Annotated in this window: 25 protein-coding genes; 11 read left to right on the plus strand and 14 right to left on the minus strand. The window is 55.8% G+C overall.

The window, feature by feature from the left end:
- A complete protein-coding gene (locus G5149_RS00115) occupies window positions 1-1,446 on the plus strand; it encodes a bifunctional 2-methylcitrate dehydratase/aconitate hydratase (protein ID WP_421211025.1) in 1,446 nt (481 codons plus the stop codon).
- A 104-nt stretch (window positions 1,447-1,550) separates the two neighbouring features.
- Here G5149_RS00115 and G5149_RS00120 read toward each other — a convergent pair whose 3' ends face one another.
- Window positions 1,551-2,279, minus strand: coding sequence for an FFLEELY motif protein (locus G5149_RS00120; protein WP_157160780.1), 729 nt, complete (start codon window positions 2,277-2,279; stop codon window positions 1,551-1,553).
- A gap of 259 nt (window positions 2,280-2,538) precedes the next feature.
- Here G5149_RS00120 and G5149_RS00125 point away from each other — a divergent pair, with 259 nt between their 5' ends.
- Window positions 2,539-2,871, plus strand: coding sequence for a polyhydroxyalkanoic acid system family protein (locus G5149_RS00125; protein ID WP_157160779.1), 333 nt, complete (start codon window positions 2,539-2,541; stop codon window positions 2,869-2,871).
- Window positions 2,872-3,126: 255 nt separating this feature from the next.
- Entirely contained in the window at window positions 3,127-4,557 is a 1,431-nt protein-coding gene (locus G5149_RS00130; RefSeq protein WP_005360484.1) for a wax ester/triacylglycerol synthase family O-acyltransferase, read from the plus strand.
- Window positions 4,558-4,672: 115 nt separating this feature from the next.
- Here the strand turns inward: G5149_RS00130 and G5149_RS00135 are convergent, their stop codons facing one another.
- From G5149_RS00135 to G5149_RS00150, 4 genes are all read right to left on the minus strand, one after another.
- Window positions 4,673-5,461, minus strand: a complete 789-nt coding sequence (locus G5149_RS00135) for a hypothetical protein (RefSeq protein ID WP_216978790.1) — start codon at window positions 5,459-5,461, stop codon at window positions 4,673-4,675.
- Window positions 5,462-5,486: 25 nt separating this feature from the next.
- Window positions 5,487-6,128, minus strand: coding sequence for a TetR/AcrR family transcriptional regulator (locus G5149_RS00140; protein ID WP_201956796.1), 642 nt, complete (start codon window positions 6,126-6,128; stop codon window positions 5,487-5,489).
- Window position 6,129: 1 nt separating this feature from the next.
- Window positions 6,130-7,317, minus strand: coding sequence for a patatin-like phospholipase family protein (locus G5149_RS00145; RefSeq protein ID WP_040065538.1), 1,188 nt, complete (start codon window positions 7,315-7,317; stop codon window positions 6,130-6,132).
- 94 nt (window positions 7,318-7,411) lie between these two features.
- Window positions 7,412-7,984, minus strand: coding sequence for a phasin family protein (locus G5149_RS00150; RefSeq protein ID WP_139462516.1), 573 nt, complete (start codon window positions 7,982-7,984; stop codon window positions 7,412-7,414).
- Window positions 7,985-8,232: 248 nt separating this feature from the next.
- Between G5149_RS00150 and G5149_RS00155 the strand changes: the two genes are divergently transcribed.
- A complete protein-coding gene (locus G5149_RS00155; protein ID WP_421211029.1) occupies window positions 8,233-10,206 on the plus strand; it encodes an SDR family oxidoreductase in 1,974 nt (657 codons plus the stop codon).
- Between the two features lie 90 nt (window positions 10,207-10,296).
- Here G5149_RS00155 and G5149_RS00160 read toward each other — a convergent pair whose 3' ends face one another.
- Complete coding sequence (locus G5149_RS00160; RefSeq protein WP_270656828.1) at window positions 10,297-11,172, minus strand: esterase/lipase family protein; 876 nt, start codon at window positions 11,170-11,172, stop codon at window positions 10,297-10,299.
- A gap of 170 nt (window positions 11,173-11,342) precedes the next feature.
- On the opposite strand from G5149_RS00160, the gene G5149_RS00165 reads away from it, so the two are divergent.
- The 4 genes from G5149_RS00165 (at window position 11,343) to G5149_RS00180 (ending at window position 14,923) form a co-directional block, all read left to right on the plus strand.
- Window positions 11,343-11,645: a YebG family protein gene (locus G5149_RS00165; protein ID WP_005333111.1), complete on the plus strand. Its 303-nt coding sequence runs from the start codon at window positions 11,343-11,345 to the stop codon at window positions 11,643-11,645.
- Window positions 11,646-12,020: 375 nt separating this feature from the next.
- Window positions 12,021-13,268 carry a tyrosine-type recombinase/integrase gene (locus G5149_RS00170; RefSeq protein WP_421211444.1) on the plus strand — a complete coding sequence of 416 codons (1,248 nt, stop codon included), beginning with the start codon at window positions 12,021-12,023 and terminating at the stop codon, window positions 13,266-13,268.
- Window positions 13,269-13,368: 100 nt separating this feature from the next.
- The gene (locus G5149_RS00175) at window positions 13,369-13,677 is read left to right on the plus strand and encodes a hypothetical protein (RefSeq protein ID WP_216978787.1); all 309 of its coding nucleotides are present in this window, start codon (window positions 13,369-13,371) and stop codon (window positions 13,675-13,677) included.
- Window positions 13,678-14,566: 889 nt separating this feature from the next.
- Window positions 14,567-14,923 carry a DUF3653 domain-containing protein gene (locus tag G5149_RS00180; protein WP_421211032.1) on the plus strand — a complete coding sequence of 119 codons (357 nt, stop codon included), beginning with the start codon at window positions 14,567-14,569 and terminating at the stop codon, window positions 14,921-14,923.
- 743 nt (window positions 14,924-15,666) lie between these two features.
- Here the strand turns inward: G5149_RS00180 and G5149_RS00185 are convergent.
- The 7 genes from G5149_RS00185 to G5149_RS00215 all read right to left on the minus strand — a co-directional run bounded on the left by G5149_RS00185 (window position 15,667) and on the right by G5149_RS00215 (window position 22,498).
- Window positions 15,667-16,947 (minus strand): zonular occludens toxin domain-containing protein, encoded by a 1,281-nt coding sequence (locus G5149_RS00185; protein ID WP_421211034.1) that lies wholly within the window; start codon window positions 16,945-16,947, stop codon window positions 15,667-15,669.
- A gap of 12 nt (window positions 16,948-16,959) precedes the next feature.
- A complete protein-coding gene (locus G5149_RS00190; RefSeq protein ID WP_421211036.1) occupies window positions 16,960-17,277 on the minus strand; it encodes a hypothetical protein in 318 nt (105 codons plus the stop codon).
- 2 nt (window positions 17,278-17,279) lie between these two features.
- Window positions 17,280-18,608, minus strand: a complete 1,329-nt coding sequence (locus G5149_RS00195; protein ID WP_421211038.1) for a hypothetical protein — start codon at window positions 18,606-18,608, stop codon at window positions 17,280-17,282.
- A gap of 64 nt (window positions 18,609-18,672) precedes the next feature.
- On the minus strand, window positions 18,673-18,921 hold the full coding sequence (locus G5149_RS00200; protein WP_184150399.1) for a hypothetical protein: 249 nt from the start codon (window positions 18,919-18,921) through the stop codon (window positions 18,673-18,675).
- A gap of 286 nt (window positions 18,922-19,207) precedes the next feature.
- Window positions 19,208-19,525, minus strand: a complete 318-nt coding sequence (locus G5149_RS00205; protein ID WP_421211040.1) for a hypothetical protein — start codon at window positions 19,523-19,525, stop codon at window positions 19,208-19,210.
- Between the two features lie 46 nt (window positions 19,526-19,571).
- Window positions 19,572-21,827: a replication endonuclease gene (locus G5149_RS00210; RefSeq protein WP_421211042.1), complete on the minus strand. Its 2,256-nt coding sequence runs from the start codon at window positions 21,825-21,827 to the stop codon at window positions 19,572-19,574.
- A gap of 83 nt (window positions 21,828-21,910) precedes the next feature.
- Window positions 21,911-22,498 carry a hypothetical protein gene (locus tag G5149_RS00215; RefSeq protein WP_421211044.1) on the minus strand — a complete coding sequence of 196 codons (588 nt, stop codon included), beginning with the start codon at window positions 22,496-22,498 and terminating at the stop codon, window positions 21,911-21,913.
- Between the two features lie 128 nt (window positions 22,499-22,626).
- On the opposite strand from G5149_RS00215, the gene G5149_RS00220 reads away from it, so the two are divergent.
- From G5149_RS00220 to fabA, 3 genes are all read left to right on the plus strand, one after another.
- Complete coding sequence (locus G5149_RS00220; protein WP_421211046.1) at window positions 22,627-23,019, plus strand: transcriptional regulator; 393 nt, start codon at window positions 22,627-22,629, stop codon at window positions 23,017-23,019.
- Window positions 23,020-23,068: 49 nt separating this feature from the next.
- Complete coding sequence (locus tag G5149_RS00225; RefSeq protein ID WP_005336580.1) at window positions 23,069-25,045, plus strand: Lon protease family protein; 1,977 nt, start codon at window positions 23,069-23,071, stop codon at window positions 25,043-25,045.
- A gap of 98 nt (window positions 25,046-25,143) precedes the next feature.
- Entirely contained in the window at window positions 25,144-25,683 is a 540-nt protein-coding gene (fabA, locus tag G5149_RS00230) for a 3-hydroxyacyl-[acyl-carrier-protein] dehydratase FabA (protein ID WP_196783564.1), read from the plus strand.
- Window positions 25,684-25,767: 84 nt separating this feature from the next.
- Here the strand turns inward: fabA and rmf are convergent, their stop codons facing one another.
- The gene (gene rmf / locus G5149_RS00235) at window positions 25,768-25,947 is read right to left on the minus strand and encodes a ribosome modulation factor (protein ID WP_005315693.1); all 180 of its coding nucleotides are present in this window, start codon (window positions 25,945-25,947) and stop codon (window positions 25,768-25,770) included.
- Between the last annotated feature and the right edge of the window lie 33 nt (window positions 25,948-25,980).

The following is a 25,980-nucleotide window of genomic DNA, read 5'->3' on the forward strand; positions in this document are numbered from 1 at the left end:
ATGTCCGCCAACGTCGACGTCAACCACAGACCCGAGCCCGATCAGGTGCTGGTCGATATTGCCGATTATGTCTGCAACCACCCCATTACCAGCGAGGCGGCCCTCGACACCGCCCGCTACTGCCTGATGGATACGCTCGGCTGTGGCCTCTTGGCCCTGCGCTTTCCCGAGTGCACCAAGCACCTTGGCCCTATAGTCCCCGGGACACTGGTACCCCATGGTGCCCGGGTGCCCGGTACCCAGCTCTGCCTCGACCCCGTCAAGGCGGCCTGGGATATCGGCGCCATCATCCGCTGGCTCGATTACAACGACACCTGGCTGGCCGCCGAGTGGGGTCACCCCTCCGACAATCTGGGGGGCATTCTGGCCACCGCCGACTGGCTCTCCCGTACTCGCGTGGCCGAGGGCAAGGCGCCGCTCACCATGAGCGATGTGCTGGTGGCCATGGTCAAAGCCCACGAAATTCAGGGGGTGCTGGCGCTGGAGAACTCCTTCAACCGGGTCGGTCTCGATCACGTGGTGCTGGTCAAGGTCGCCAGCACCGCCGTGGTGACTCATATGCTGGGTGGCACCCGCGATCAGGTAATCGATGCGGTCTCCCAGGCCTGGGTCGATGGCCAGAGCCTGCGTACCTACCGCCATGCCCCCAATGCGGGATCGCGCAAGAGCTGGGCGGCAGGAGATGCCACCTCTCGCGCGGTGCGCCTCGCCCTTATCACCATGAGCGGCGAGATGGGCTATCCCGGTGTGCTGAGCGCCCCCAAGTGGGGCTTCTACGATGTGCTGTTCAAGGGCAACCAGTTCGCCCTGCATCAGGGGTACGGCAGCTATGTGATGGAGAACGTGCTGTTCAAGATCTCTTATCCCGCCGAGTTCCATGCCCAGACCGCGGTTGAGTGCGCCATGAAACTGCACGGTCAGGTGAAGGGGCGGCTGGATGAGATCGACCGCATCGAACTCACCACCCATGAGTCGGCCATTCGCATCATCAGCAAGGTCGGCGCCCTCAACAACCCGGCCGATCGGGATCACTGCCTGCAGTACATGGTGGCGGTGCCGCTTATCTTCGGTCGCCTCATTGCCGAGGATTACGAGGACGATGTTGCCGCCGATCCCCGCATCGACGCGCTGCGCAGCAAGATGGTGGTGCAGGAGGACAAACGCTACAGCCGTGAATATCTGGAATCGGACAAGCGCTCCATTGCCAACGCCATCCAGATCTTCTTCAAGGACGGCACTCACACCGCCAAGGTGGAGGTGGAGTATCCGGTCGGCCATCGTCGCCGTCGGGAGGAGGGGATCCCGCTGCTGGTGGAGAAATTCCAGCACAATCTGGCCACCCGCTTCCCGGCCAAACGGGTCAGCGACATTCTGGCCCTCTGTCAGGATGGGCCGCGCCTTGCCGCCACCCCGGTGCACGCCTTTATGGATCTGCTGGTGATCTGATCGCTCCGCTCTTGCATTGGCCAACATATCGGCAAACAGTGATAAACGAAAAGCGGGCTCATCGGCCCGCTTTGTTATTCTGGCGGCTTATCCCTCGATAAGCCTTACCCCAGCGCACTGCTGTCGCCGTTAAAGAGCGCCGTCATGATGGCCGTTTCGCGACTGGCGATGGTCTCGAGAAACTCGTTGGCACGCCCCATCTGATGACACACCTGATAGCCGCGCTCGACAAAGGAGAAGAGCTCGCCAAGCCCCGCCAGATGGGCTGGCCCTGACACCAGCTTGAGGGTTGCCCCCAGCAGCGGCTTTCTCGCCAGTCTGTCCAGCGTCATGCCAAGCTCGCTCACCAACGCAATCTGATGTTCCCGGCGCGCCTGTTCACCCACGGCACGATAGGCGATGGTGTAATGATCCGGTGTGATGGGATCAATGCCATCAATGCGCCGCAGCGCCACCACCATCAGGTAGTCCAGCTCTTCGGAGAGAGCGTCGAGCTCGATCGCTTGCGCCAGCACCTTGAGGCCGGACTCCGGCAACAGCCGCTCGGCGGTTGGCATCACCCGCATCACGTCCGCATCGCGGCGGGCGCAATCCCCGGGGCCATAGAGATCGGTCAGGAAAAACTCGGCCGCCGGGCCGTAGCGGTCACTCTCCAGCAGATCACGATGGGTTCGCCCCAACCGGTCGGCCTGCCACTGGCGTAGCCGATCCCGATCCTGCAGATCCTCCGGGTGAGCACGCATCTGCTCGCGCAAGGCTGCAACCCGCTTGAGCTGGCGGTAGAGCCGACCCAGGGTGCTATCGTCGTCGTGGGCATGTTCTTGATGCGTCATCTACAGCTCTCTGGCCTTGGGCCCATTGATGGGGATTCGGTGATACGAAGATACAAGTGAATGAAAAACAAGCAGCTTTTGCTGATCGTTCCGTGACAAGTGTAGCGCGCACGGGGGAGGGAATAAATGCCATGCCCCGCTGATGGCCTGCATCCCTCTCGACTCTGTTAAGTGAGTCCCATTTATGTGAACCATCCTTTCATTTGTTGTGAACATGTGTTTAATATCAATAACTAACTTATGACCCAGAGTAACGACCATGTTCTTCAACTCGCTCGCTGGCAGCAGCGCACTCTCTACCATCCAGATCAGCCGTCAGCATCCGCTGGGATTGGCCGCCGCCCGGATCGCGGCCGAAGCCATCGCTGCGGACATGAGCGAGAGCTATCAACTCGATTGCGAATGGGCAGATGAAGAGGAGACCGAGCTTCGTTTTCGCGGCTCAGGGGTACATGGCACTCTCACCCTGGACGAAGATACCCTGGAACTGGAAGTGCATCTTGGTTTGATGATGTTGCCTGTACGCAGCGTACTGGAGCAGGAGATCCTCGATTATGTCGACAATCGCTTACCTTGCCCCAAACGTGTTTGAAACTCTTCGTTGCACTGGTTTTAAATAAACCAGCTGTAAACGATGGCTGTTTGAAATAAGTTGGCAAGCCATATAGTTTGTCAGATTTATTATTCGGCGAGGTCTCAATTCTATTTTTTAAGTAATCTTTCATCTTTATTTCATATTTCGAGTCGGCACTCATTAATGTCATTCTGATTGCATCAAGTCTTCATCCGGATATGAGGGCAGGAGCAATTTGCCGCCTCGGTAAATTCATTTTGTAGGGAAACAACCATGCCACTGAGTGAATTTATCTCCTGCGTCGATACCGCCTGGTTACGCATGGACAGACCCAACAACCTGATGCAGATCATCGGTGTCCTGATGTTTGAAGGAGAGCTTGATGAAGCGCGTCTGCGGGCCGGATTGCGCCACACCATTTCGGTGCAACCCCGCTTCCACCAGCGGGCCGTGCTGGAGGGGGGCTCCTACTACTGGCGCCATGATCCCGATTTCGATCTCGATCAGCACCTCAAGCGTGTGATCCTGCCGGGTGAAGCGGGCAAGCTGGAGCTGGAGAAGCTGGTGGCCGATCTCGCCTCGACGCCGCTCAACCACCAGCGCCCCCTGTGGGATATGCACCTGACCGACACGTCGCTGGGTGGGCAAGCGCTGGTGGTGCGCATTCACCACGCCATGGGCGACGGCTTCTCGCTGGTGCGGGCCATGCTGACCATGATGGATAACACCCCGGAAGGGGCGCCGCGACCACCGTCACCGGAGCCACTGGATGACAGCGATGACGAGGATGATGAGGATTGCCACCAGGGCAGCCGTCTGGTGCGGGCCGGTCTCAAGCTGACCGGTAGCCTCTGGTCCAAATATGTCGAAGTGGTCACCCATCCCACCAAGGCGGTGGATTACCTCAAGACCGGGCGGGATGTGGCGAGCGAGCTGTGCAATATCGCCACCCTCGGTGATGATTCACCCTGCCGCCTGCGTGGCAAGACCACCAGCACCAAGCGGGTGGCCTGGTCGGAACAAATTGATCTGCCGGATATCAAGGCCGTGGGCAAGGTGCTGGGCTGCTCGGTCAACGATCTGCTGATCGCCGCCACCGCAGGGGCGTTTCGCCACTACCTGCAGGAGAAGGGGGATGATGCCAACAAGGTCAAGATCCGCGCCCTGGTGCCAGTCAATATGCGTGCACCGGACGATGAGGGGGCGCTGGGCAACCGCTTCGGGCTGGTGGCCCTGGACTTGCCACTGGATGTTGAACACCCGTTACAGCGGCTCTATACCGTGCGTGACCGGATGCAGGCGCTACGCACCTCGCTACAACCCGTAGTAGTGCTCAACCTGTTACATGCCCTTGGCATGGCCCCCAATGCGGTGCAACAGCAGGCCGTCGAGCTGCTCACGGCCAAGGCCAGTGCGGTGATCACCAATGTGCCTGGCCCGCAGCAGACCCTCTATCTGGCTGGAGCAAAATTGCGTCAGCCGCTGTTCTGGGTGCCGCAATCGGGGGATATCGGCGTCGGCGTCTCCATCCTCTCTTACGATCACAAGGTGCAGCTGGGCCTTATCACCGACAAGAAGCTGGTACCGGATCCGGATCGGGTGGTCGAGCGGTTTGCGGTGGAGTTCGAGCAACTGCTGTTGCTGGTGCTGATGGAGCCGGAGCTATTGTTTGACCCCAACGGACTGGATGCGCTGCTCGGTTGAGCGAGCATTTGAGCGACCAGTGACGGCGTAGCCAACCGGACTGCACCCATCATAAAAGAGGCCAACCCGCGGGTTGGCCTCTTGTTTTGTTGTCTATCCGTGGCAAGAGTGGCGGTTAATCCTCCAGCTCTTCCCGCGCCGCCTCCACATCGAGGCGCTCCATGGCATCCATGGGTTCGCATTCGGCCGCTTCGGCATAGAGGGCTTCGGCCGCTTTCAGGCGGCTCTTGCCGTGCAGCATCACCTGAGCGTTGGCGTACTCCATGCGGGCGATAGCCGATTCGGGGATCAGCGCCAGCGCCTCCTTGAAGTGACGCTCGGACTCCTCCTTCTTGGCACCATAGGTGAGGCCGCCGATCATGGCACCCAGCTTGTCGACGATCTCGGCGTGCCAGGCGCCAAAGGCGATATGGGCTTCCGCGTGGTCGGGTTCGATCTCCAGCGCCTTTTCCAGGCTTGCCTTGATCTTGTCGCCAATCCCTTGCGAGAGGGCCTTGGAGATGGAGATCACCTGACTGTATCGCCCGAGTGCCAGCGCGTGGAAATACCAGGCGTTGGCGTTCTTGGGCTGGCGCTTTTGCAGCTGCTCGGCATGGCTGGCCGCCCGTTCGAAGGCGGCGCGCTTGGCATACTTGTCCTCCAGCAGGTAGCTGGCGTGGATCACCAGCGCCTTGTTTGCCACATTGAGGCCCGCCTCACCGGCCGCTTCGCCAAGGGCGACAGCTCGGGCAAAATCCCCGGCATGATAGGCCCGCCAGGCATCCTGTACCTGCTCATCCTCGGGCCAAGGTTCGGCATCCCCCTGATGGAGACGATCCCAGTTGTCCGCCAGCTTCTGGCCAGCATAGTCATAGGCCGCATCCGCGTAGGGGAAGGGGACAAATTCGAGTTGTGAAGTGGTCATGCTTGTTCTCCCTGTAGCATGTGAATCAAACCTTGTCGGTGTAGTGATGGGCGAGGGCGCCCAGATGAGCGCGGGCATCGGCCCGCAAATAGGGTGCGACCAGCTGCATCACCTGAAAGACGCCGAGGGCGATATCGGCGTCCGCCTTGGGGTGCAGTGCCCGCTGGTAAGAGATCCAGAATGTGCCCACCAGCGCCACATTGGCCGCCAGCGTGCGCATCTGTTGCGTCGTGCCCTCCATCAGCCCGACCGTTTGCAGATGGTTGCAAATGGCGATGGCGGTCTGCTCCTTGCGGCGCAGCAGGGCGGAAAAGCGCTGTTCCACCTGATGATAACCACTCATCAGGGTCGCGATATCGTAGTAGAGGAAACGGTACTGCCAGACGGCTTCAAACATCAGGTGGAGAAAGAGCCAGATATCTTCGGGCTCATCGGACGGGGTGCTGACCGCCTCCAGCAGGCGATCCATCTGCTGTTCAAATTCGCAGAACAGGGCGTTGACGATCTCCTCCTTGTTGTGGAAGTGGTAGTAGAGATTGCCCTGGCTGATCTCCATCTCGGCCGCAATGGCCGAGGTGGTGACGCTGGGTTCCCCTTGTCGATTGAAGCAGGCGAGGGCAGTGGTCAGGATCCGCTCCCGGGTACGACGTTTGGGTTTGCGATCCATGCTACTCCTTTGGTGATGAACGGCGCACGCCGTGGCGATAGCGTTTGGCAAGCCAGTGCTGCAACTGCTCCAGCGACTTGTCGAGGGCGGCGACCGAGCCAATGCCGGGGGCCAGCAGGGTGCGATCTTCATCGGCCAGCGCGGCCAGATTGAGCTCGAGGCCATGCTTGGCCAGCACCGGCGCCAGCTCGTCACGGCGCTGCCAGAGATCGCGGCGGGTATGCTGGTAAGCGTGCTCGCAGAGGCGGCGGCGATCCCGATAACTGAACACATTGGTGAAGAACATCTCGCCATCGGCAGAAGAGGGCTCAAACAGCAGGGCGTCGGCGTCCGGATATTGGTGTTTGTAGCGATCCATCCCCACATGCATGCGGGAGTGGATGATGGCGCGAAAGGTCTGGGCCAGCACCACCGGCAGACCGCTGTCCACCAGATTGGTGGGCGCGCCGGCGGCCATGTCCGCATCATAGGGCACCAGCGGATTGATGCAGAACACCAGATCCGCCCCCTCTTCCAGCGCTACCGAAGCGTGCAGAGTCTTGATCAGCGCCCCGTCCACATAGTAACGCCCGTTAATCAATGAAGGGGGAAAGAGGCCGGGCAGGGCGGCCGACGCCTGTACCGCCGCCGAGATGGGCACGTCATCGAGCCCCGGGCTGCCGAAGGCGACCGGATGGCCGGTATCGAGTTCGGTAGCGACCACAAACAGTCGGCTGCGCAGCTGGCGGAAATCGTTGCTGCGGCCGGGGCGAGAAAAAAACTGGGTCAGGGTGCGATCCACCCCGCGATTGTCGAACAGTCCGGTCGGAATGGCCTTGGAGAGTCCCTGCAGCGATTCAAACAGGCTTCGCTTCCAGGGCGCCGCCAGATAGTAGGTCAGGCTCTGCCACGCCAGTGGCGGGATCGAGGTCAGGCGGTCGGCATATTCACGAAAAGCGGGTCGCAGCAAGGTGGCCGGGTCAAACATCTCCCCCGAATCATCGCTGAGCAGGATCCGCACCAGCTTTGCCGGCGAGATGCCGTTGGCCAGCGCTGACGCCACCACGGCCCCCGAACTGACGCCAACATAAATATCGGCATGGTCAAGGCGCAAGCCGTTGATGCTGTCAGAGAGGGCTGCGCAGGCACCGATCTCGTAGATGCCGCCGAGCGGCCCGCCGCCAGCAAGGGCAATTGCGATGGTACTCATAGCGTCGCCTCTCTATCCATGACATTCACCATGACAAGACCGGCCCAGCGCAGGGCATGGGCCGGTATCAATCACCTTCCGTCACCGCGAGGGATCAGGGCAGGACGCTCTCTGCTTTGGCCTTCACCTCTTTCACCGCATCTTCAGCGGCGGAAAGGAGATCAGCGGCCTGCTCAACCACGGCCTCTTTGGCCTTGGCTACCGGAGCCTTCTTTACCGGAGGCTTGCGGGCAACGGGCTTTTTGGCGGCAGCCGGTTTGGCTTCAGCGGCAGGGGCCTCCTCTTCCTGCGCATCCAGCAGTTGCTGGACCACGTCGGTCAGCTCGGCCATGCGCTTGGAGAGCTTGTCGATATCCTTGCGGGTCGGAATGCCGAGGCTGGCCACAGCGCGGGCCACGCGATCTTCAAAAACCTGCTCCAGACGGCCCCAGGTATTGGCGGTCTTGTCGGTCACAGCTGCAATCTTCTCATCTGCGCTCTGACGGGTTTTTGCTTGCAGCGCTTCACCTTCCTGCACCAGGGCTTCAAAGATCTTGCCACCCTCTTCCTGCGCCTTGGCATAGGCGCCCAGACCGGCCAACCAGATCTGCTGGGTAGACTCCTTGATGGTGGAGGTGAGTTGGTTGTCGGTCACTGACCCTGCCAGCGCTTTCAATTTCTTAGCCATGATCTTCTCCTTGAATAACGACTGTTAAATGTAATGGCGACAACGAAACTGCAATCGGGTTGTGGCATTACTGATTTTTCAACTCCAGTCTAGGGACAAAAAATAGAGGGTTCTACCTAATAACGGAACAGGCACACCACCGAAATTAGGGTTTGCTCACGAACCGACAATCAAATTGCGGATTCCCATATGAATCGTGATATATCTAACAACCTAGTAACACCCTAATCAGTAGCAGGATTCTCTTTATGAACTATTTCATTACTGGCGGTAGTGGTTTTATCGGGCGTCGATTGATCAAAAAGTTATTCCAACAGCATCCCGACTGTACCGTCTATTTTCTGATGCGCGCCTCTCATCAGGAGAAATTGTCAGAGTTGTTCTCATTCTGGAATATGGATGAATCGCGCGCAGTCCCTGTTTTTGGCGACATGACGCAACCGCTGCTGGGGGTATCGGCCGAGATGCAGGAGCAGTTGATCGGCAAGATCGACCACTTCTTCCATCTGGCGGCCATCTATGACCTCAACGCCAAGGCAGGGATCCAGCAGCAGGTCAACACCGAAGGGACCCGTCAGGCTGTTCAACTTGCCGAGCGGCTGGGGGCGGGGCAGTTCCACCACTGCAGCTCCATCGCTGCTGCGGGCCTGTTTGACGGTCTGTTTCGCGAGGACATGTTCGATGAGGCCGAGCACCTCGACATGCCTTACTTTCAGACCAAGCACGAAGCGGAAGGGATTGTGCGAAACGAGTGCACAGTTCCGTGGCGAGTCTATCGACCGGGGATCGTCGTCGGTGACTCCAATACCGGCGAGATGGACAAGATCGACGGCCCTTACTACTTCTTCAAGACCATCCAGAAGCTGCGCCGTCTGCTGCCGCCCTGGATGCCGGCCATTGGGGTGGAAGGGGGCCGTATCAATATCGTGCCGGTCAACTTCGTGGTCGATGCCATGGTGCATATCGCCCATCAGGAGGGAGAGGAGAACAAAACCTTCCACCTGACCGACCCCAACCCGATGCGGGTCGGCGACATGCTGAGCACCTTCTCCCGCGCCGCCCATGCGCCAGAGCCTGCGATCCGCATCAACGCCTCTCTCTTTAACTTCATTCCCCGCCACCTGACCGCCATGCTGATGACCATGGCGCCGGTGCGCCGCATCCGCGATGCTGCCATCGCCGATCTGGGTCTGCCCAAGGATGTGTTCCGTCTTATCAGCTATCCCACCCGTTTCGACAGTCGCGAAACCCAGCGGGTACTGAAAGGCACCGGCATCGAAGTACCGCCGCTGCACAGCTACGCCTGGCGGCTGTGGGATTACTGGGAGCGCCACCTTGACCCCGAGCTCTTTATCGATCGCTCCCTGCGTGGTCGGGTAGAGGGCAAGGTAGTGCTGGTGACCGGAGCCACCTCCGGCATTGGTCGTGCCACCGCACGCAAGCTGGCGGGGGCGGGGGCCAACGTCGTTACCATCGCCCGCGACGAGCAGAAGATTGCCGAGACTAAAGCCGAGTTTGCCGAGCTGGGGCTGACCATCGAGATCTATCAGGGGGATCTCTCCAATCTGGCGCAGGCCGAGGAGATCACCGCTCGCATCGTGGCCGATCACGGCGGCGTCGATATTCTGGTCAACAATGCCGGCCGCTCCATCCGCCGCTCCATCGAGGATTCCTTCGATCGCTTCCACGATCTGGAGCGCACCATGCAGCTCAACTACTTTGGCGCGCTCAAGGTGATCATGGGGGTACTGCCCACCATGATCGAGAAGAAAAAAGGGCACATCATCAACATCTCCTCCATCGGGGTGTTGACCAATGCGCCGCGCTTCTCCGCCTATGTTGCCTCCAAGTCGGCCCTTGATGCCTGGGTGCGGACTGCCGCCTCCGAGTTTGCCGACAAGGGGGTGAGCTTCTCCATCATCAATATGCCGCTGGTGAAAACGCCGATGGTCGCACCGACCAAGGTCTATGAGCAGGTACCTATGATGACGCCGGAAGAGGCGGCCGATCTGGTGTGCGATACCATCATCAACAAGCATGTGCGACTGGCCACTCGCCTCGGGGTGTTCGGTCAGGTGGTTCACGCTCTGGCGCCGCGCGTCGCCCAGGTGATCATGAACACCAGCTTCCGCACCTTTGCCGACCCCAAGGATGGCGACAAATCCAAGGCCACCGCCGATCAGGTTGCCGTCTCGACCCTGATCAAGGGTATCCACTTCTAACCGGGTGATGCGATAAAGAGATCAACAGGGGCCTGAGCAATCAGGCCCCTGTTTTATTTGGAATAGCAGTTGAAGAACGATTAAGGAGGGTCAGACTCGGGACAACAACTCAAGCAGCAGATCCGTCGTACGGCGGGAATAGAGCAGAGAAAGATGCCCGATGGCGGGCAACTCGATATCTTCCATTCCCGCCAATCGTTGCCGTTCCTGCGGCATCACTACGTTGTCGTGACTGGTACGCACCGAGATGCCGGGTACGCAAAGCGGCACCGAAGCGAAACGCTGCAACCAGCCGGAGCCTGGCTCCATCTCGCGGGCATTGGCCCCAAGCCCAAGGGCGGCCAGCTGACTGCCCTGATGGGGCGTTGCCAGCGTGATCAGGCGCTCTACTTTGTCACCACCATGGATAGCCAGATAGTCGCGGCAGACCAGTCCGCCCATGCTGTGACCGACCAGCACCAGCTTGTCAGCCCCAGTCTGCGCCAGCACGTCGTCAATCCGGGTGGCCAGCAGCGGCACCATCTCATCGATATGACCAAATGGTGGCATCAGGGTAATGGTGGCGACCACATGACCTGCAGCCTCTAGTCGGGCGCGCTGGGTGCGCCAGATCCCGCGACTGCAACCGTAACCATGCACCAGCAATACGGGGCGCTGGCATGGACGCAGCCGATCGGGTGCCATCAGCAAAGGCTCAAACGGTAGCAACAAGGTGAAGGTGTAGAGGTAGGCCAGCATCTCCTGCGCCATCATCTTCACCCTGCGCCAAAGGCCGATAGCCGGGGAGGGGTAGAAGCGGGTAAACAGCCAGCTACCGAGCACCACCAGGCAGCGCAACCCAAGCAGGGAAAACACCACAAACAGCAGGGTCAGCAACCAAGGGAGTCCCACGACCAAGTGGGCGATACTCCCAAGGAGCAGCACCTCTACCATCAGCAGGATAAACAGGTGTCGTACGATCGTCATAAGGCCATGATCCGACCAGTCTGACGTGGAAGTCAAATGACACTTTGAGACAGCTTGATCCAGCGCGGCTTTTGTCGCTAAACCCCGGCGAACTCTTTTCCGGTGAGGCTATTTGCAATACTGTATATCCATACATATACTCTATCCATTATCACCAAGAGGAGGCCATCATGGCTGTCGAGATCAAATATGTGGTTGTTCGTGGGGGAGTGGAAAAAATGACCTTTGCCAGCAAAAAAGAGGCCGATGCCTATGACAAGCTGCTGGATACGGCCGACGAGTTGATGACTCTGTTGGCTGGCGCCCCGATCGAGCTGGCACCAGAGCAGCAAGAGAGTCTGGCATTCTACCTGGCAGAGCAGCGTGATGTGCTGCAAACCCTGCTGCGTGGCGGCAAGGTTCAGGCAGGCACGAAGGAAGAAGAGGCTCCAGCGGCCAAGCGCAAGGAGAAGCCACTCAAACAGGTTGCCTGATTGCACAGACCTGCTATTTCTCGGGATAAATAGCTCACACCATTCACTTTAATTGCATTTAAATCCATTTTTACGGCTATTTATCCCGAGAATTTTTTAACAAAGATGCATATCCCATGCATAACTGAATAGCGTACACAACTGAGCGAAACCAGCCAGATCTATGAGGAAATAATGAGCAAACAGTGGAGAGATCGTTATCCAGATCGCTCCCGGTGACCTCAATCAGCAATAACAAGAGACAGAACAAAAACTAGCAGAAGCCGCATTCATCTATCACGAGCCCTTTTTTATCATCTCGGCTCACAGGCACATATCGATTCATCATCAACAAGCAACACCATGACTCAACACCCATTATCCTTGCCGCCGGCCATGCCGCTGTTTGACAGTCTTATCTATCTGGAAGTTGGCAACCCGCAGGTCAATCAGTACCTTGCCAACCTCAGCCTCAACGATGTGCCCGATGCCGGGCTGGTTTACGAGCTGGCGGTCGATTGGTTGCTGGAGCAGCGCAACAGCGAAAACAACTACAAAACCTATCGCAGCGAACTGACCACCTTTTTGCACTGGTGCTTTTGCGAGGCGGCCATCAGCCCGAAAGATCTCACTCGCCGCATCATGATCCGCTATCTCGACTACTGTCAGTCGCCACCTGAAGAGTTAATCGCCTATCGCAACGTGGCGCAATTTGTCCTAGACAAGGAGTGGGGGGAGCGGTTGCCCAATCCGCAATGGCGACCGTTTTTGGGCAAGCGGGAACTGGGCCGCACCTTGCCCTACCGTCTTAGCGAGCAGGCGATGAAGACCAAGCTCGCCATCCTGTCGGCCTTCTTCCAGTTCCTGATCCAGGAGGAGTACATGGACAGGAATCCCGCTCTGCTACTGCAGCGGGTCAAACGGCCGCAACAGCAGGAGGCCGATGATCAGGTGCAGGCCTTCAGCGAGTTGCAGTGGTCATACGTGATGCAGGCCGCCGATACCCTTGCCAACGACCATCCGGAGCAGCACGAGCGCAGCCGTTTTCTCACCATTCTGATGTACGCTTGCTATCTGCGGATCTCTGAGGTTGCAGCCCGGCCGGGCTTTACCCCTGTGATGGGGCAGTTCAGGCGGGATCGCAAAACCGGCGTCTGGGGTTACTACATACCCAGTAGCAAGGGGGGCAAGCGCCGCACTGTTGCCGTTTCACAGGCGCTGCTTCAAGCACTCGAACGTTATCGCACGTTTCTGGGACTCTCGCCCTTGCCGGCACCCAACGAGCAGACTCCGCTTTTTATCCGTCATAAAGCGGCAGCCCACGGCCGGGAGCAGGGAGAACTTAATGCCAATTTAGGGATACGTCAGCTGCGTGAGCTGATACAAGCGGTGATAACCAAAGGTGCCGAGCTTGCCGAGCTGGATGGCTTTTATCAGGATGGTGCCGAAATGCGGCAACTCTCTCCCCACGCTATTCGCCACACCGGGATCACTCATGACATCAACCTCAACGGCCGACCACTTTCCCACGTACAAGCTGATGCGGGCCACGACAGTATCGACACTACCTCCAAATACCTGCACACAAGCCAAAGCGAGCGCCATGAGAGTGCACAGCAAAAACCGCTCGACAGATTGCGATAAAAGCACACTAGTGAGAGATAACGAAGAGTGAAGAAATCGAATGGCATCACCTTGAACCACGTCATTTTACAACATATCCCTGTCAATCGGAGTGAGTGCAATGGCTGCCCACTGTGAAAAGGGGAGCCCAATACACATATTGTTCAAGCATTTTAATAGTGAACGCTTGTCTCAAAATACGACATTTGTGGTTTCAGAATATCGACCAATGGGAGGGGGCGATTGCTATATCTTGTTATCTCTACAGCTCACCCCCACCATGCTCACGCAAACCAAAGGGGAGGGGCATTATCTCTCACAAGGCAAGGTTGTTATCATTGAGTTCTTTTTTCGCCAGAACCGCATCAATATCCGTATGAAGCATGGTGCTCAAACAGGGGATGCACGTGGCAAAGAATATTCGTGGTAACAAGATGGGAAGAACGGCGAAAACCAAACCTACACCATTCCTGGGCGGGGGACAGGCCCTCGTAAAGGCTTATTGAAGATATACACGAAGGAAAACATCCTGACTTTCATATTTATAAGCGTAATGGGGTCAGGTTCGTGAGAGCCGCTCCAGATAGCTCAGAGCAAAACAACGTTGATAAGGACTAGGATGGTGATGCCGATAAATGGGGTTATCGGCATAATTTGTGAAACCAAGGTTAAAATTGACCTTCAACATGTCTCACAGAGTAGGCCCACACCAGAAGAGAGAAAAAAATATATGGGAGAACGTTCACCATTTCGGGTCGCAACCCTCGAGGAGCTTATGGCCAAGGGGACGTGCTGAGTCTGGCCGATCTGGTGCGACGGGTCAGCCCTGGAAAAATGTCTGAAGCCTTATGGCATTCTGTGAAGGTTCATTGCTTGCTGTATTGTCATTTTGATACTGATTAAGCTAGAGCTATTAGCGTAACAAGGCGTAGTAATGCAAAGATTCCAATACTTCTCAAGTTGTGACACTTTCAGGCGGTGGCTATAGGATAACCGTCAAGCCGCTGAATGATGAGGAGAGCAATGATACCTGCTGCGTATGGTTCAATCCCGAACTGGGCGGAAAGCCCGTAGAGTGGACCTTCCCAAGTATCCTGCTGAAACTGAAAGAAAATCAGGAACTATATGGCTATGGCCGAACATTGTTTAAACTTGGTGATAATGCTCGTGGCGCTATAGACTGCCGTGATTTTGAATTGGGGGCCTTCCGGCCCCTCTGTTTTACTCTTAACCAACACTGCGCATAATTAATGGTTACGTTAAAAAGCCCCCCATTTCCGCGACTGGCAATATTGCCAGATTCAAGCGGTACAAATGGAATGGAACGTAACATTACAAAAAACTTTGTCTTTAGGTGGTTTGAGTGCGGTTTGAGTCCAGAAGAAACGGCAAAATTATGTTTTGTTTCTGTGACAGAGGTCACGCTATGGGACGAAGGAAAAAAGATCCCTGACGTGTGCAAAAGGGTTATGCGAATGGCAACAGGACGGGAGTTGCCTACCGTCTTCACCCGATATTGGGACGGGTGGAGGATGTCCGGTCATCATTTAATCACGCCTGCTGGCACCTATTTGTCCAGGCAACGGCTAGAAATCATCGAATCATTCGGGGCAGAAGACCTAAAGGCGCTGAAAGATCATGCAGCGCTGAGGCGTTTACCTACCTCAGAACGCTGAAAGCCTTAAAAGCCGGTTTAGCAGGGAAGGGGGTGATCCAGTCTCGGGGCTAGATGGGCGTGTTCCGCCGCCCGCCGATTAGTGGAAATATCGACATCAGTGGGCGGCTTGTAGGGGCTAAAGCCCCTGAAAATGCGGTTCCGCTTACTGCCATTTAACATAAAAAAGCCATTACGCAGTGTTAGAAAACCCCGCCTGTTTGGAAATTGAAGAACTGGCCGAGGTATGTGCAGGAACGCACACGGTACGATGTCCGGTTATCACAATGCAAGCTTTGGGCGGGGGCTCGGCAGTGTCTCGCAAGCGCCCGCAGTTACCCACCGCTCGGCCCCCCTTCTCCACAGGCGAGCCCCCCTTGCCCCCGCAGTCAGGGCCACAGTCCGCAGGTTAAATCAGCTCTCTTTGTTTTTGTTTTTCAGGGCGTAGGGCCTCCCCATGCCCACTCGGGGTGGTTGTTTCTTGCCTTCGCTTCGCTCAGGGCGGCCTACGGCCGCAGGGCGGAAACTTGAACTCCGGTGGTTATCGGGAGGCTATACGCGCCTTGTTCCAAGGCGAAGGCCCCCAACAGCGGGGACATCTCCCCGTTGGGGAGAACGGGGGACTGCCTGATGGATAAGGGGTTCCGAGCCGTGGATAACTGCAAAAGAAAAAGGCGCTTACTCGACCCAACCGCGCCCCCTACAGCTTGCACCTGGAGGGGGAGGGGGTGAGGCGCGCGCGCCCTTCACATACTTTATCAGGGGTCAAACAGAGGGGGTCAGAGTGTAGCCCTGATGATATTGGAGTGTGCGAGCAAGGGTGAGCTGACCGTAGTAGTTGAGGCGGGCCTTAAGGCCATACTTGCGCAGCCAGTAATTACGGCGGACGACCTTGCCGAACTCGGGGTGACGCATAGCGGTAGCATGGCTGATGATCCCCCAGCGGAGCAATACCAGCACCATGGGGATGTTCTGACGGCGGGCAACGCGGTCGGCAAAACGCATGATGGCCCAGCGGGGGATCTGCAGGGGATTGGTGATCGGGAATCGGAATTGATAGACGGGCGGGGTTGAGGAGGTTGAAGAAACATGGGCTGCAGCCTCATTTTTTTTCACTGGTTTATCTCCATACCACTGATGGATGTATTTGGCTGGCAGGATGCTGTAGCAGGCCCGCATATCGACAAAGCGGGGTTCGGTATAACGCTCACAGTCGGGCGTTGCGTCTATGGCGTCAGGGTGGAGATAGGCGTCTTTGTAGTCGCCATTACCGAGCTTGATCCGGCACTTGATAAGGCCCTTTGAATCCCGTATCGGAAAATCAAACAGTTCTTTGCCGTCGTCGAACTCTTGAGCAGTGTCATAGGCCTTGTAGAGCCATTTGCCCCAAGTGTATTTGGTGCCACAGGGCATCCCGGTAGTCTTGCTTTTGCCCTTGAAATAGGAGGCGACATGGATACGTGGAACCCGAAGGACGTATTTGATAACCAATTTGGCTATCCAGATGAGGGGATAAACGAGTATGCCCTTGGCACCCAAGGACGAACTCAACATAGTGTCGGAGCTGTAGCACCAGCAGATGGTACGGCATAGGGCATTGACGATCTGCTTGTCGATTGACTCGATGTCCTGCACACCGAGGAAGGCATTCCAGCCCCGTTTACGGACGAGACGGAGCCACTTAATCAACTGGGCGCGGTCTGGGTTGTTCCAGTCCCGAGTGTTCATGAAGAACGCGGTTTCATCGAGGGCCAAGCAGCCGTTTTTCGATTCATCATAGATCTGCTCTTGGTCTGACCGGAGAGCTGTTTTCTTGGGGCGCTCATACGCATAACCGAGGTTCTCAAGATCTGACGAACGCGGCTCTTCCGGCAATCTGATGATCGGGGTTGCTTTACCCTTCTCATTGAGCGGCATGTGCTCGGGATAGACATCAATGTTTGTCGCCACAGGGCGGCCCTCATTGAGGTAGCCGACCATGATAGAAACCATCGTTACGGACTTACCAGCCCCAACGGGGCCAGTGACGAAATAAGGCGCTTTCATGAAACCTCCGTGTTACTTGGCATCAAAGGCAGAACGGGCAACCGTCATTTGCCAGATAAAGAGCCATTGAGCAGAACGAGCGACACCAATCATGGCAATCACATCCGGAGTATTACGTGGCAGCAAAGAAAGGCCGAATACAACAAGCGGCTGATTTATGCCTGTAGTCATATTTTGCAATAGGCCAGAAAGAGCAGAGGTGAAGGTGACAACCATAAGTCCCATGGCTGCAAGCAAAGCAACAACAGCAGCACGTTTTGACATCAAGCCAACAATCTTGGCAAAGAAAGAGCCAAGACGTTCAATTAATAAACCGATTAAAACTTTCATAATTAACGAGCCCCCACAACTTGAACCATTGTTTTATGCCAAAGGACAAATAGATAAAGAGCCAATAGCATATACATAAACCAGTAAATCAAAGGATGATAAACCTCATTGTAATTTCGACAAAAGGCACCACCATCATTCGCAGTAGCTGACATATTAGATATTTCAAAAGTAACGGGGAATGGCTTGCAATTACCGACAGGCCAAACCCATTTAGGCAAATTAAGACCTTGAGAGGGTGGAGCTTGCAAAGGAGCATCAGTGATTTGCTGCTCAAGCCAAGTCTTATCCTCTGCCAACTTATCAAGGGCGCCCTCAGCAGGGGCTAATGCCTCTTGGGCCTTGGTGGCTGCCTCTTGGTCTGCTTTGGTCTCTGCCTCTTTCTCTTTCTGGAGAGTCTCTTCTAACTGAGCTTGAGTAAGAGGGCTCTTGAGGTTGTCGTTAAGCGTCCCAGCCTCACCCTCTGGGGTAATGCCCTGTTGTAACTGTGCCAAGAGCTGTTGAAGCTGTTGGAGCTTCTCAGGGGTAACATAGTTGGCAGCGTTCGGGTTAGTGGTCTGCAACTGGCCCTTGATAAGGGCATCGAGCAATGCCTCATCAGCCTCTGAAACGCCTGGGATGTATTTAACAGGGTCAGGAAAGATATGGGGGTAGGGATAAGGCCAAGCATCAGGAACCATAAAAGCATCAGCAGCAGCTTTAGGGTCTTGCATCATATAAGCAGCAAGAGAATCATATAAAGCTTGGTCACTAATAGGCAAATTTTCAGATGCTGAAGTTTTCTTAGACCACTTTAAACCGGGAGACGCACAATCAAGACCTGTAGAGGCATTACAAGTAACCCAAGTTTTATATGTTTCAGTATCCTGAAAAACCTTAGTAACTTTCCTAGAAGGAACAATAGAGTGATACAAATCAACACATTGAGAAGGTGTGAGATTCAAACCATAAGGGGGTTGGTTATAAAAACAATCACCACGATTAACGATAGTGGTTTGAGAAACTTGACCCGTCAATTCATCAATAGCCCAGCCAGCAGCAGCCATAGTAGCAAACCAAGCAGCATACCATGCATTCTTCTTAACAAGCCCTTTCATGTTGGTTTTAACATGAGACATAAAAGTAGGCTTAGGAACATCTATATTTTTTATAGCGTATGGGGCATTAGCGGCATAGCCCTTAATAGTGGTGTTTACTTTTATCAAAGCATCATTAACGACTTTGACAGAGTTCGCCTTGATAACTTCAGCGTTCTGGAAGAAGTCACCTATCTGGAGAGCGGAGGCCGAGAACGTGACCGCGGCGGCTAGTAATATGATGTACGGGCGCATATATCCCCCATGAAAAAGGGGGGCAGAGCCCCCCGATAGTACAGGGGCAGAGCCCCGCCAGTGATTAACCTTGAGCACCTTTGCGGACGAAAGTCTGCAAGAGGCCGAAGCCGATGGACAAGGAAAGCACCACGGCCATGACGGCGAAGCCCGCACCAGAGGCGGTGCCAGCGTCAGCGAGCACGCTTTCTTTGACGGTGGTAACGGTAGCAGCATCCAGAGCGCCAACAGCAGAGGCAGCGGAGGAAGCAACAACAGAGCCAGCAACCAGAACCGGAGCGGCGTACTTACGAACCATATTGCGAATTTTCATGATCATTTCCTTTTGATTGATGTTTACGCTTTTCAATACAGCTCAACCTTGAATTGCGTTTACGGTTTTCAATTGCCCCGAGAGGCCTTCTCAAATATCTGGCGGGTGTGTCGGAACACCGTGCCAGAGCCATAGCCAACGAGCCAAACAAGGAACCCGCCAGCAATAAACATTTCAATACCTGGCTCAATCACCGTTGATTCCCTCCCATGAACCCAATGGCGTAGAGCAGCATGTAGGCGGCAGCCACAATCAGTTGGGAGTAGTCGGGTAGGGCGTCCATGGCTTACGCCTTAGCGTTCTGGACGCTTGCGGGGAGGTCTACAAGACGGAACCCGTTGAACTGGCGGTGGCGGCCGTTGTCGTCACCGAACGAGCCGTTCCGGTACTCGACCATGAACTCGGTCGGGCCTTTGCCAGCGATAGTTTTCAGCATGGCGTGATAGCCGGCTGTCACCTGCTCTTCAGTGATGGACACATCAATGATCTGACTCGGGTCAGTGGTGAGCAGCTTCACAGTGCCAGTAGTGACCTTGCGCCCGTCACGGTCTTTTGTGGTGGTGGTGATGTCGGTGCCTGAGAGTATGTGAGCGATGATTTTCATTTTTTAAGCCTTCTGTGAGTTGGTGGTTGCTTGGTGCTTAGGGCAGTTATTGACACGGGTCCAAGGGAACTGACGGCCAGACTGGACAGGAGTCGCCAGCGCTGCGCGCTGCCCACTCCTGCCAGTCGGCCCAGTCCAGAGCGATGAGGTAGTTGTTGTCGAGGTCTTCGAGAAGCTTCTCGCGTCCCTGCTCATACAGTTCGTCAGCCATGTGCAGGTACTCACCTGTTTCGGTGGCGGTGATGAAGTAATCACGCACCTGCTCAATGAGTTTTTTCTTCTGGGTTTCCCACGCTTCAAGCGACTTGATTTGGTAACGCTTGAGGCGGGTAGCAATGTGAATCTGGTTGAAGATCAAGCCGTCAACGGTGGTCTTTGCAGGGTCGCCGTATTGGGTCAGGCGGCCTTCCGGACTAACACGCAACTCGAAATCGGCGGCGTTCTCATGGTACGGGCGGCCGACGTTGCCAGCGTTCAAGCGAGTGAAGGCACGAGGAGTGGAGTAAGAGGGGCGCAGGGTTTGAGCGTCACGGGGGCAGAAAATGCCGCCCATTGCGACACAGAAAGCGTCCCAGTTGCCTTCGTCAGCAGCACGGCGGCAAGCGTCCAGCAGAAGCCAATCGCCTTGGGTGAGGGTCTCGAATCCGGGCATATCGTAATCCTGATTAGCCATACGGCGCAGTTCACGCCAAGCGGTTACTGTTGGGCCGCCGACCTGTTGGAACTGGCGGATATTGTTGGCGCTCTTCCATGCAAGGACGCGCTGAACAGTGGTAAGGGCAGAGGTTCCGGTCTCGAAGTCTTCGCCAACGGCGAACCCATCCACGTTTTTAGCAATGTATTTGGAGCAGTAACCCACAGCAGAGCCGCGCTTGAGAGATAACGGCTTGCAGGTAAAGCGGTGTTTGCTGGCGCCAGGCTCATTAGGGGAGTCTTTGAAACACTCTTTCCGGCAGATAGAGCGGTACTCATTGGCGCGTTTGTATGGCACGAAGATGATGCAATGCCAGTGCGGCGTACCGTCTGCATGGGGCTCGGCAAATCGAAATCCGTATACAGAAATCGGCTCACGGGGTGCCTTTTCGGTGCCCTTGTCGGCACAGCGGCGACCAATGTTGCGCCATACGCCGTTCAAGTAATCCTGACCGTCTTTGACAGTTGGGCGGCCCGCGGCAATCCAGTTTGGGTTAGTTTTGCCGCCGCTGGTCGGATGGAAGCGGGAAGGGCAAGTGATAGTGAGGAACAAGGCGGCGTGGCGTTCCTGCTTGGCAATGGTCTCGAACCCTTTGAGGCGAGTCATCAGCTCGGCCCGCTGAACCTCTGGATTAGAGACAGAGGCGTCTATGGCATCGACGAGAGAACATCCCACAAGAGGGTCAGATACGCTAACAGCAGCAAGACCTGAAAGAGTGGCTCTATTCTTGCGAACACGATGGATGCGACGACTGACAAGATAGCTAGGTGCGTAAGGATCGGCGAACTTACCAACCACTCCAGCAAGACGAGAGGCGTCGAATAATCGGCGAGAAGAAGTACGACGAATAGCGCGAACCAGATAAGCAGGGTCAACCCAACGATTGAGCCAATGGCATGGGCGAGGAGCTTCGGGATTTTCGAATCCATAATCGAAATCGGGGTCGCGAAGATCGTATCCAGAGAGCAAGGCGTGAGCAGCGCGAAACGCTTTATATTCATATTCATCGCCATCGAAATAATCCTTACGCAGGGTCAGCACATGTTTAGCCAGGCGCTCGGCGAATGCCTCGAATCCCTCATCGTCAGAGGTGAGGTTAAGGGTTCCGCAGTCGCCAGAAATGTTCATAAGGTCGAAAAGCTCTTTGATACGCTGATTCGCTTCAAGCAAACCAGCGTACTCAAGGGCTTGGGAGTAGGCAGAACGGAACCACGGCAACAGGTAGTGATTGCGCACGGTCATGTCATGACGGTGCTGGCAATGCTCGGGGGCGTTGATGTCGCCATACTTGAGCAGAGCCTTATCGTCCAGATAGGCAAAGGAGCCGACCCGAATATGGTCGGAATCCTTGTCGGCATAGACGGCTTTGAGGTCTACGGGTTTGAGGGCGGCCTGCTCTTGTGCCCAATCCTCGCGAAGCATCGCCATATAAGGCTCGGAACCGCGGAGGCGAAAGAGATAAAAATCGCGATCAGAGTACCCAGCGCGAGAGCGAAAATCGGAATTGCGAGAATGAAGGTCAGAGCGTCCAAAAGAGAAATGTCCGGAATCTGCATGGCGGCCATAGTTCAAACCCTTTTGGTTGGCGTAGGAGGTGAAGCGGATCATTTGAGTTGCTCCATAACAAGAACGGCAACAACAAAGAAAACAATGGCGAGCAGCAGAGTAGGGGAATCAATGTTCTGCATGACTTAGACCTCCCACTCACCAGCAAGGCGAAGGTCATCTTCGCGGCGCTGATACATATTCCGGTCATCAAAACTGATGTCGTATTTGGGGGCAGGCTTGGGGGAGGGGGCAGCGGTCTTTTTGCCGCATACCCAATCACCAGCCGCAGGGGAATAGACCTGTGGAGCAAGGCAGCCATAGGCAGAATCGAAACGGGATTTGCCACACTTGGGGCAAACAGGGTCAGCCTTGGGAGCAGAATCGGCACCGTCACAGAGAACGTCACGATTCAATCCGGCATTAGTGACGCGGTACGGCATACGGCAAGCGAGCTTGTTCACATGGGCAAGACGGGCCTCAAGCGAGTAATCTGGAGTGGTGCCGATAACCCCATTTATCGGCGCCATCTTGGTGAGAAGCTGGACGCGCTCGGAGAAAGCGTCGAGCCAGTCAAGTTGCTCTTGTACGGTGTGCTCGTCAGGCCATTCGGGGTCAAGTTGAATGTCACCATCCAGAATCAGCAAGTCAGAACAAGCAGCGCAACCTTCGCCGCCGCAATGCTGGCAAACGTGGTAAATCGGGGTTTGTTGCTGTAGGGTCTGCGCTTCCATGTCGATACACCTAACTAACCTGTTGGATAGCTGGAGTGTTAACCAGCCAGATGGTTAGGTGCAAGTGCTGAAAAATAGTGCAAAATGGTTGTAGCAAACCAACGAGATAGCTAACAGGAGAAAGTTTTATGGACTCTAAAACGCTGATGGAGGCCTACATGAGGGCCAAAAACTACAGCAAGTACAGCGAAGTCTGCCAAGACCTTGGTTTTAGCAGTGCATACATTGCCGATATCAACAACGGAAGAAAGCAATTCACTGATGAGACTGCAAAATTTCTAGCTGTTGGCGCTGGACTAGATCCTCTCGAAGTGATCATTTCCTTAAATGCCGTCAGAGCCAAGACGCCGGACATGAAAGCGACTTGGTATGACATCTTAAAAAAGTACTGCGCAAGCACGGGAACCGCTCTAGCCGTGGCTTGCGTGATGATGGGAAGTCTTAATTCAGAGCCTTCTGTGACTGCGCATAATGTATATTATGTTAAATCAAGTATCTTGTTTCCTGTCACCACTTATTGAACTGTGTATAATGGCAACAATTGATCCTATCTTCGACCGGATGTCTTAAGTGGCTGAATTAACATCAGAACAATTAAAACCCGCTTTTGCGATTGAACAGTTCCCCAAGCTTAGCGAGCTTGAACCTATCCCCTTTGCTGCACTGCAACCCAGAGCCATTTCCGGCATCAAACGTCTTGCCAGTTTTGATGGTGACTGTCCGGTCATGCTGCTCAACGGGTTCCCCGGCGCAGATTACGAAGGCGTTTGCCAAACGTTGATTGCCGACTCCAATGGCAAGGACGGTGACCTGTTTGATCTCTGCTACACCGAAAATCTGAACAACCCCTACAAACCTATCTGGCTGCGCCTGCAACCGGGCACCGGCGTCGAGTTTTGCGAAATGGTTGGCGAGCTGCTCAAGCTGTTGAGCCACCATCTCGATGCCGAACGTATCGTGACCCGCATCATGCGCAAGCAGAACAATGATCCGAAAATCGATGATTTCCTCTCCGATCTGGCGGCTCACGTGGCATTGGGTCTGGAGTTCCAGCACCCCATTCTGATCAACCTGCTGATCCACCACGAAGCGCAGGAAGCGCCGGTGATTTATGGCCGCGATCTCAACTGGGATACCCTGTTTGGCTCCATCAATTACCAGACAGAACAAGGCTCTGTCTATGCCAATCAGCACCTGTTGGAGCCTGGCTTGCTGCGCGAAGCCAATGGCGGTTACCTCATCTTGCAACTGGATGAGCTGCTCGACCAGCCTCACCTCTGGTTCAAACTGAAAAATGCCATGCAAAAAGGCGAGCTGGACTGGAACGCCTATCAGGAAGGGAAAACTCTGACCCCCTTCTTCGCGCCTGAAGCGACCCCCATCAAGCTCAAGCTGATCCTGGTTGGTGACCGACTGGACGTGGCCGAGTTCCAGATGCTGGATCGGGATATGTCCGAACGCATCTTCCTGCGCGCGGATCTGGTGTCAGAGGTCAATATTGAAGAGGATCTGCAGGAATTTCTGCAGTACCTGGCCTGGCTGCGCCAGCGCTGGAGCCTGCTGGACTTCACGCCAGCCGCCCTCGCCGCCCTTTGTCGTCATGCCAGCCGCCTCTGTGACCATCAGGAGTGGCTGTCGCTCTCCGAAGTGCAACTCTCCGCCATCATGCGGATGGCTGACAGTCTGGCCCGGGAGCTGGAATCTGATGTGGTCACCGACGAGCATATCCGCGGCGCACTGGAGGAGCAGGATTACCGCCTCAACTATCTGGTTGAGCAGTCCGATCAGGGGGTTATCGACGGCCAGATCCTGCTGCAAACCGACGGCGAAGAGATTGGCCAGATCAACGGCCTGTCTGTCATTCAGGTCTCCGGTCACCCTTATGACTTCGGCGAGCCGGTGCGCCTCACCGCGACCGTACACCTTGGTGATGGCGATGTGGCGGATATCGAGCGCAAAGCGGAGCTGGCCGGTCATATCCACGCCAAGGCGATGATGATTATCCACGGCTATCTCTCCAACAAATTTGGTGCAGAGAACCCCTCCCCCCTGTCGGCCAATCTGGTGTTCGAGCAGTCTTACCACGAAATTGATGGCGACAGCGCCTCCCTGACCGGCTTGTGTGCCCTGCTCTCTGCCCTCGCCCGCCAGCCTATCTATCAGCACTTCGCCGTGACCGGTGCGGTCGATCAGTTTGGCAATGTGCAGGCCGTTGGTGGCGTGAACGAGAAGATTGAAGGCTTCTTCCGGGTGTGCAAAATCCACGGCATCACCGGCAAGCAAGGGATCATTTTGCCGGGCACCAACATCCAGCAGCTGAACCTCTCTGACGAGGTGATTGCAGCGGTTGAAGCAGGCCAGTTCCACATCCACCCGGTGGATCATGTGGAAGAGGCCATCGAGTTGCTGACTGGCTGTGTCGCCGGTGAGCCTGATATGCCCGATACCCTGTTTGGCCGTATTCAGGAGCGGTTGGACGAGTTGAACGGCTCCACTGCCAAAGTCGGACTGCTGCAATCCCTGCTGGGGCGCCTGTTTGGCCGCTGATGAAGTGATCGGAGTTGTTTAGCGAACAACTGTAAGCTAAATTGGCCCAGCTTTGACCCATTTGAAGGAAATACCGCGTGACCGTAGACAATACCACCATGGAAGCCCGCCTTTCCCTGTGCGAGCAGGGCAAGAACTCTTTTACCCGTGAAGAGCTGCTGGCTTGCAGCCGTGGCGAACTGTTTGGTGAGGGTAACAGTCAGCTGCCTGCCCCCAACATGTTGATGATGGACCGCATCGTCAAGATCAATGACAACGGCGGCGAACACGGCAAGGGCGAGATCCTGGCTGAGCTCGACATTACTCCGGATCTCTGGTTCTTCGATTGCCACTTCCCGGGTGACCCTGTGATGCCTGGCTGTCTCGGTCTGGACGCCATGTGGCAGCTGGTTGGCTTCTTCCTTGGCTGGAAAGGTGGCCCCGGCAAGGGTCGTGCTCTGGGCGTGGGCGAAGTGAAATTCACCGGCCAGATCCTGCCGACTGCCAAGAAAGTGACCTACAAGATCACCTTCAAGCGCGTCATCAACCGCAAGCTGGTGATGGGGATTGCTGATGGTGTGGTCGAAGTCGACGGCCGTCCGATCTACAGCGCCACCGACCTGAAAGTGGGCCTGTTCAAAGATACCACCGCATTCTGATCTCTCTGATTGGTAGTAAAACAGCATTAACGCAAAGGGGCCACAACGGCCCCTTTCCTTTTGTAATGAGTGATGAAGTAGCTGCTACTTCATGAAGAGGCCTGAGCCCCGCCCTTCCATGGCGTCACGCCAACCACCAAGCCAATGCCCTCGGGCATCCAGGCATTGATACGGACACGCTTCTTTCTGTTTGCCGACCACGCCAGCCTGATAACCACGAGCACGAGCTCTTTCCAGACGGTCCCGCTTCTGTCTCTTCATCATCTACGACCCTCTTCGTGGAAAAAAAAAGCGACC

Origin of the sequence: Aeromonas sp. 600479, assembly GCF_049175515.1 — a bacterium.
Classification (GTDB): domain Bacteria; phylum Pseudomonadota; class Gammaproteobacteria; order Enterobacterales; family Aeromonadaceae; genus Aeromonas; species Aeromonas veronii_A.

What these genes read in the sequence shown, in the direction of transcription:
- G5149_RS00115 (WP_421211025.1), top strand. Translation starts at nt 1, where the DNA reads ATGTCCGCCAACGTCGACGTCAACCACAGACCCGAGCCCGATCAGGTG.
- G5149_RS00120 (WP_157160780.1), bottom strand. Translation starts at nt 2,279, where the DNA reads ATGACGCATCAAGAACATGCCCACGACGACGATAGCACCCTGGGTCGG.
- G5149_RS00125 (WP_157160779.1), top strand. Translation starts at nt 2,539, where the DNA reads ATGTTCTTCAACTCGCTCGCTGGCAGCAGCGCACTCTCTACCATCCAG.
- G5149_RS00130 (WP_005360484.1), top strand. Translation starts at nt 3,127, where the DNA reads ATGCCACTGAGTGAATTTATCTCCTGCGTCGATACCGCCTGGTTACGC.
- G5149_RS00135 (WP_216978790.1), bottom strand. Translation starts at nt 5,461, where the DNA reads ATGACCACTTCACAACTCGAATTTGTCCCCTTCCCCTACGCGGATGCG.
- G5149_RS00140 (WP_201956796.1), bottom strand. Translation starts at nt 6,128, where the DNA reads ATGGATCGCAAACCCAAACGTCGTACCCGGGAGCGGATCCTGACCACT.
- G5149_RS00145 (WP_040065538.1), bottom strand. Translation starts at nt 7,317, where the DNA reads ATGAGTACCATCGCAATTGCCCTTGCTGGCGGCGGGCCGCTCGGCGGC.
- G5149_RS00150 (WP_139462516.1), bottom strand. Translation starts at nt 7,984, where the DNA reads ATGGCTAAGAAATTGAAAGCGCTGGCAGGGTCAGTGACCGACAACCAA.
- G5149_RS00155 (WP_421211029.1), top strand. Translation starts at nt 8,233, where the DNA reads ATGAACTATTTCATTACTGGCGGTAGTGGTTTTATCGGGCGTCGATTG.
- G5149_RS00160 (WP_270656828.1), bottom strand. Translation starts at nt 11,172, where the DNA reads ATGACGATCGTACGACACCTGTTTATCCTGCTGATGGTAGAGGTGCTG.
- G5149_RS00165 (WP_005333111.1), top strand. Translation starts at nt 11,343, where the DNA reads ATGGCTGTCGAGATCAAATATGTGGTTGTTCGTGGGGGAGTGGAAAAA.
- G5149_RS00170 (WP_421211444.1), top strand. Translation starts at nt 12,021, where the DNA reads ATGCCGCTGTTTGACAGTCTTATCTATCTGGAAGTTGGCAACCCGCAG.
- G5149_RS00175 (WP_216978787.1), top strand. Translation starts at nt 13,369, where the DNA reads ATGGCTGCCCACTGTGAAAAGGGGAGCCCAATACACATATTGTTCAAG.
- G5149_RS00180 (WP_421211032.1), top strand. Translation starts at nt 14,567, where the DNA reads ATGGAACGTAACATTACAAAAAACTTTGTCTTTAGGTGGTTTGAGTGC.
- G5149_RS00185 (WP_421211034.1), bottom strand. Translation starts at nt 16,947, where the DNA reads ATGAAAGCGCCTTATTTCGTCACTGGCCCCGTTGGGGCTGGTAAGTCC.
- G5149_RS00190 (WP_421211036.1), bottom strand. Translation starts at nt 17,277, where the DNA reads ATGAAAGTTTTAATCGGTTTATTAATTGAACGTCTTGGCTCTTTCTTT.
- G5149_RS00195 (WP_421211038.1), bottom strand. Translation starts at nt 18,608, where the DNA reads ATGCGCCCGTACATCATATTACTAGCCGCCGCGGTCACGTTCTCGGCC.
- G5149_RS00200 (WP_184150399.1), bottom strand. Translation starts at nt 18,921, where the DNA reads ATGAAAATTCGCAATATGGTTCGTAAGTACGCCGCTCCGGTTCTGGTT.
- G5149_RS00205 (WP_421211040.1), bottom strand. Translation starts at nt 19,525, where the DNA reads ATGAAAATCATCGCTCACATACTCTCAGGCACCGACATCACCACCACC.
- G5149_RS00210 (WP_421211042.1), bottom strand. Translation starts at nt 21,827, where the DNA reads ATGATCCGCTTCACCTCCTACGCCAACCAAAAGGGTTTGAACTATGGC.
- G5149_RS00215 (WP_421211044.1), bottom strand. Translation starts at nt 22,498, where the DNA reads ATGGAAGCGCAGACCCTACAGCAACAAACCCCGATTTACCACGTTTGC.
- G5149_RS00220 (WP_421211046.1), top strand. Translation starts at nt 22,627, where the DNA reads ATGGACTCTAAAACGCTGATGGAGGCCTACATGAGGGCCAAAAACTAC.
- fabA (WP_196783564.1), top strand. Translation starts at nt 25,144, where the DNA reads ATGGAAGCCCGCCTTTCCCTGTGCGAGCAGGGCAAGAACTCTTTTACC.
- rmf (WP_005315693.1), bottom strand. Translation starts at nt 25,947, where the DNA reads ATGATGAAGAGACAGAAGCGGGACCGTCTGGAAAGAGCTCGTGCTCGT.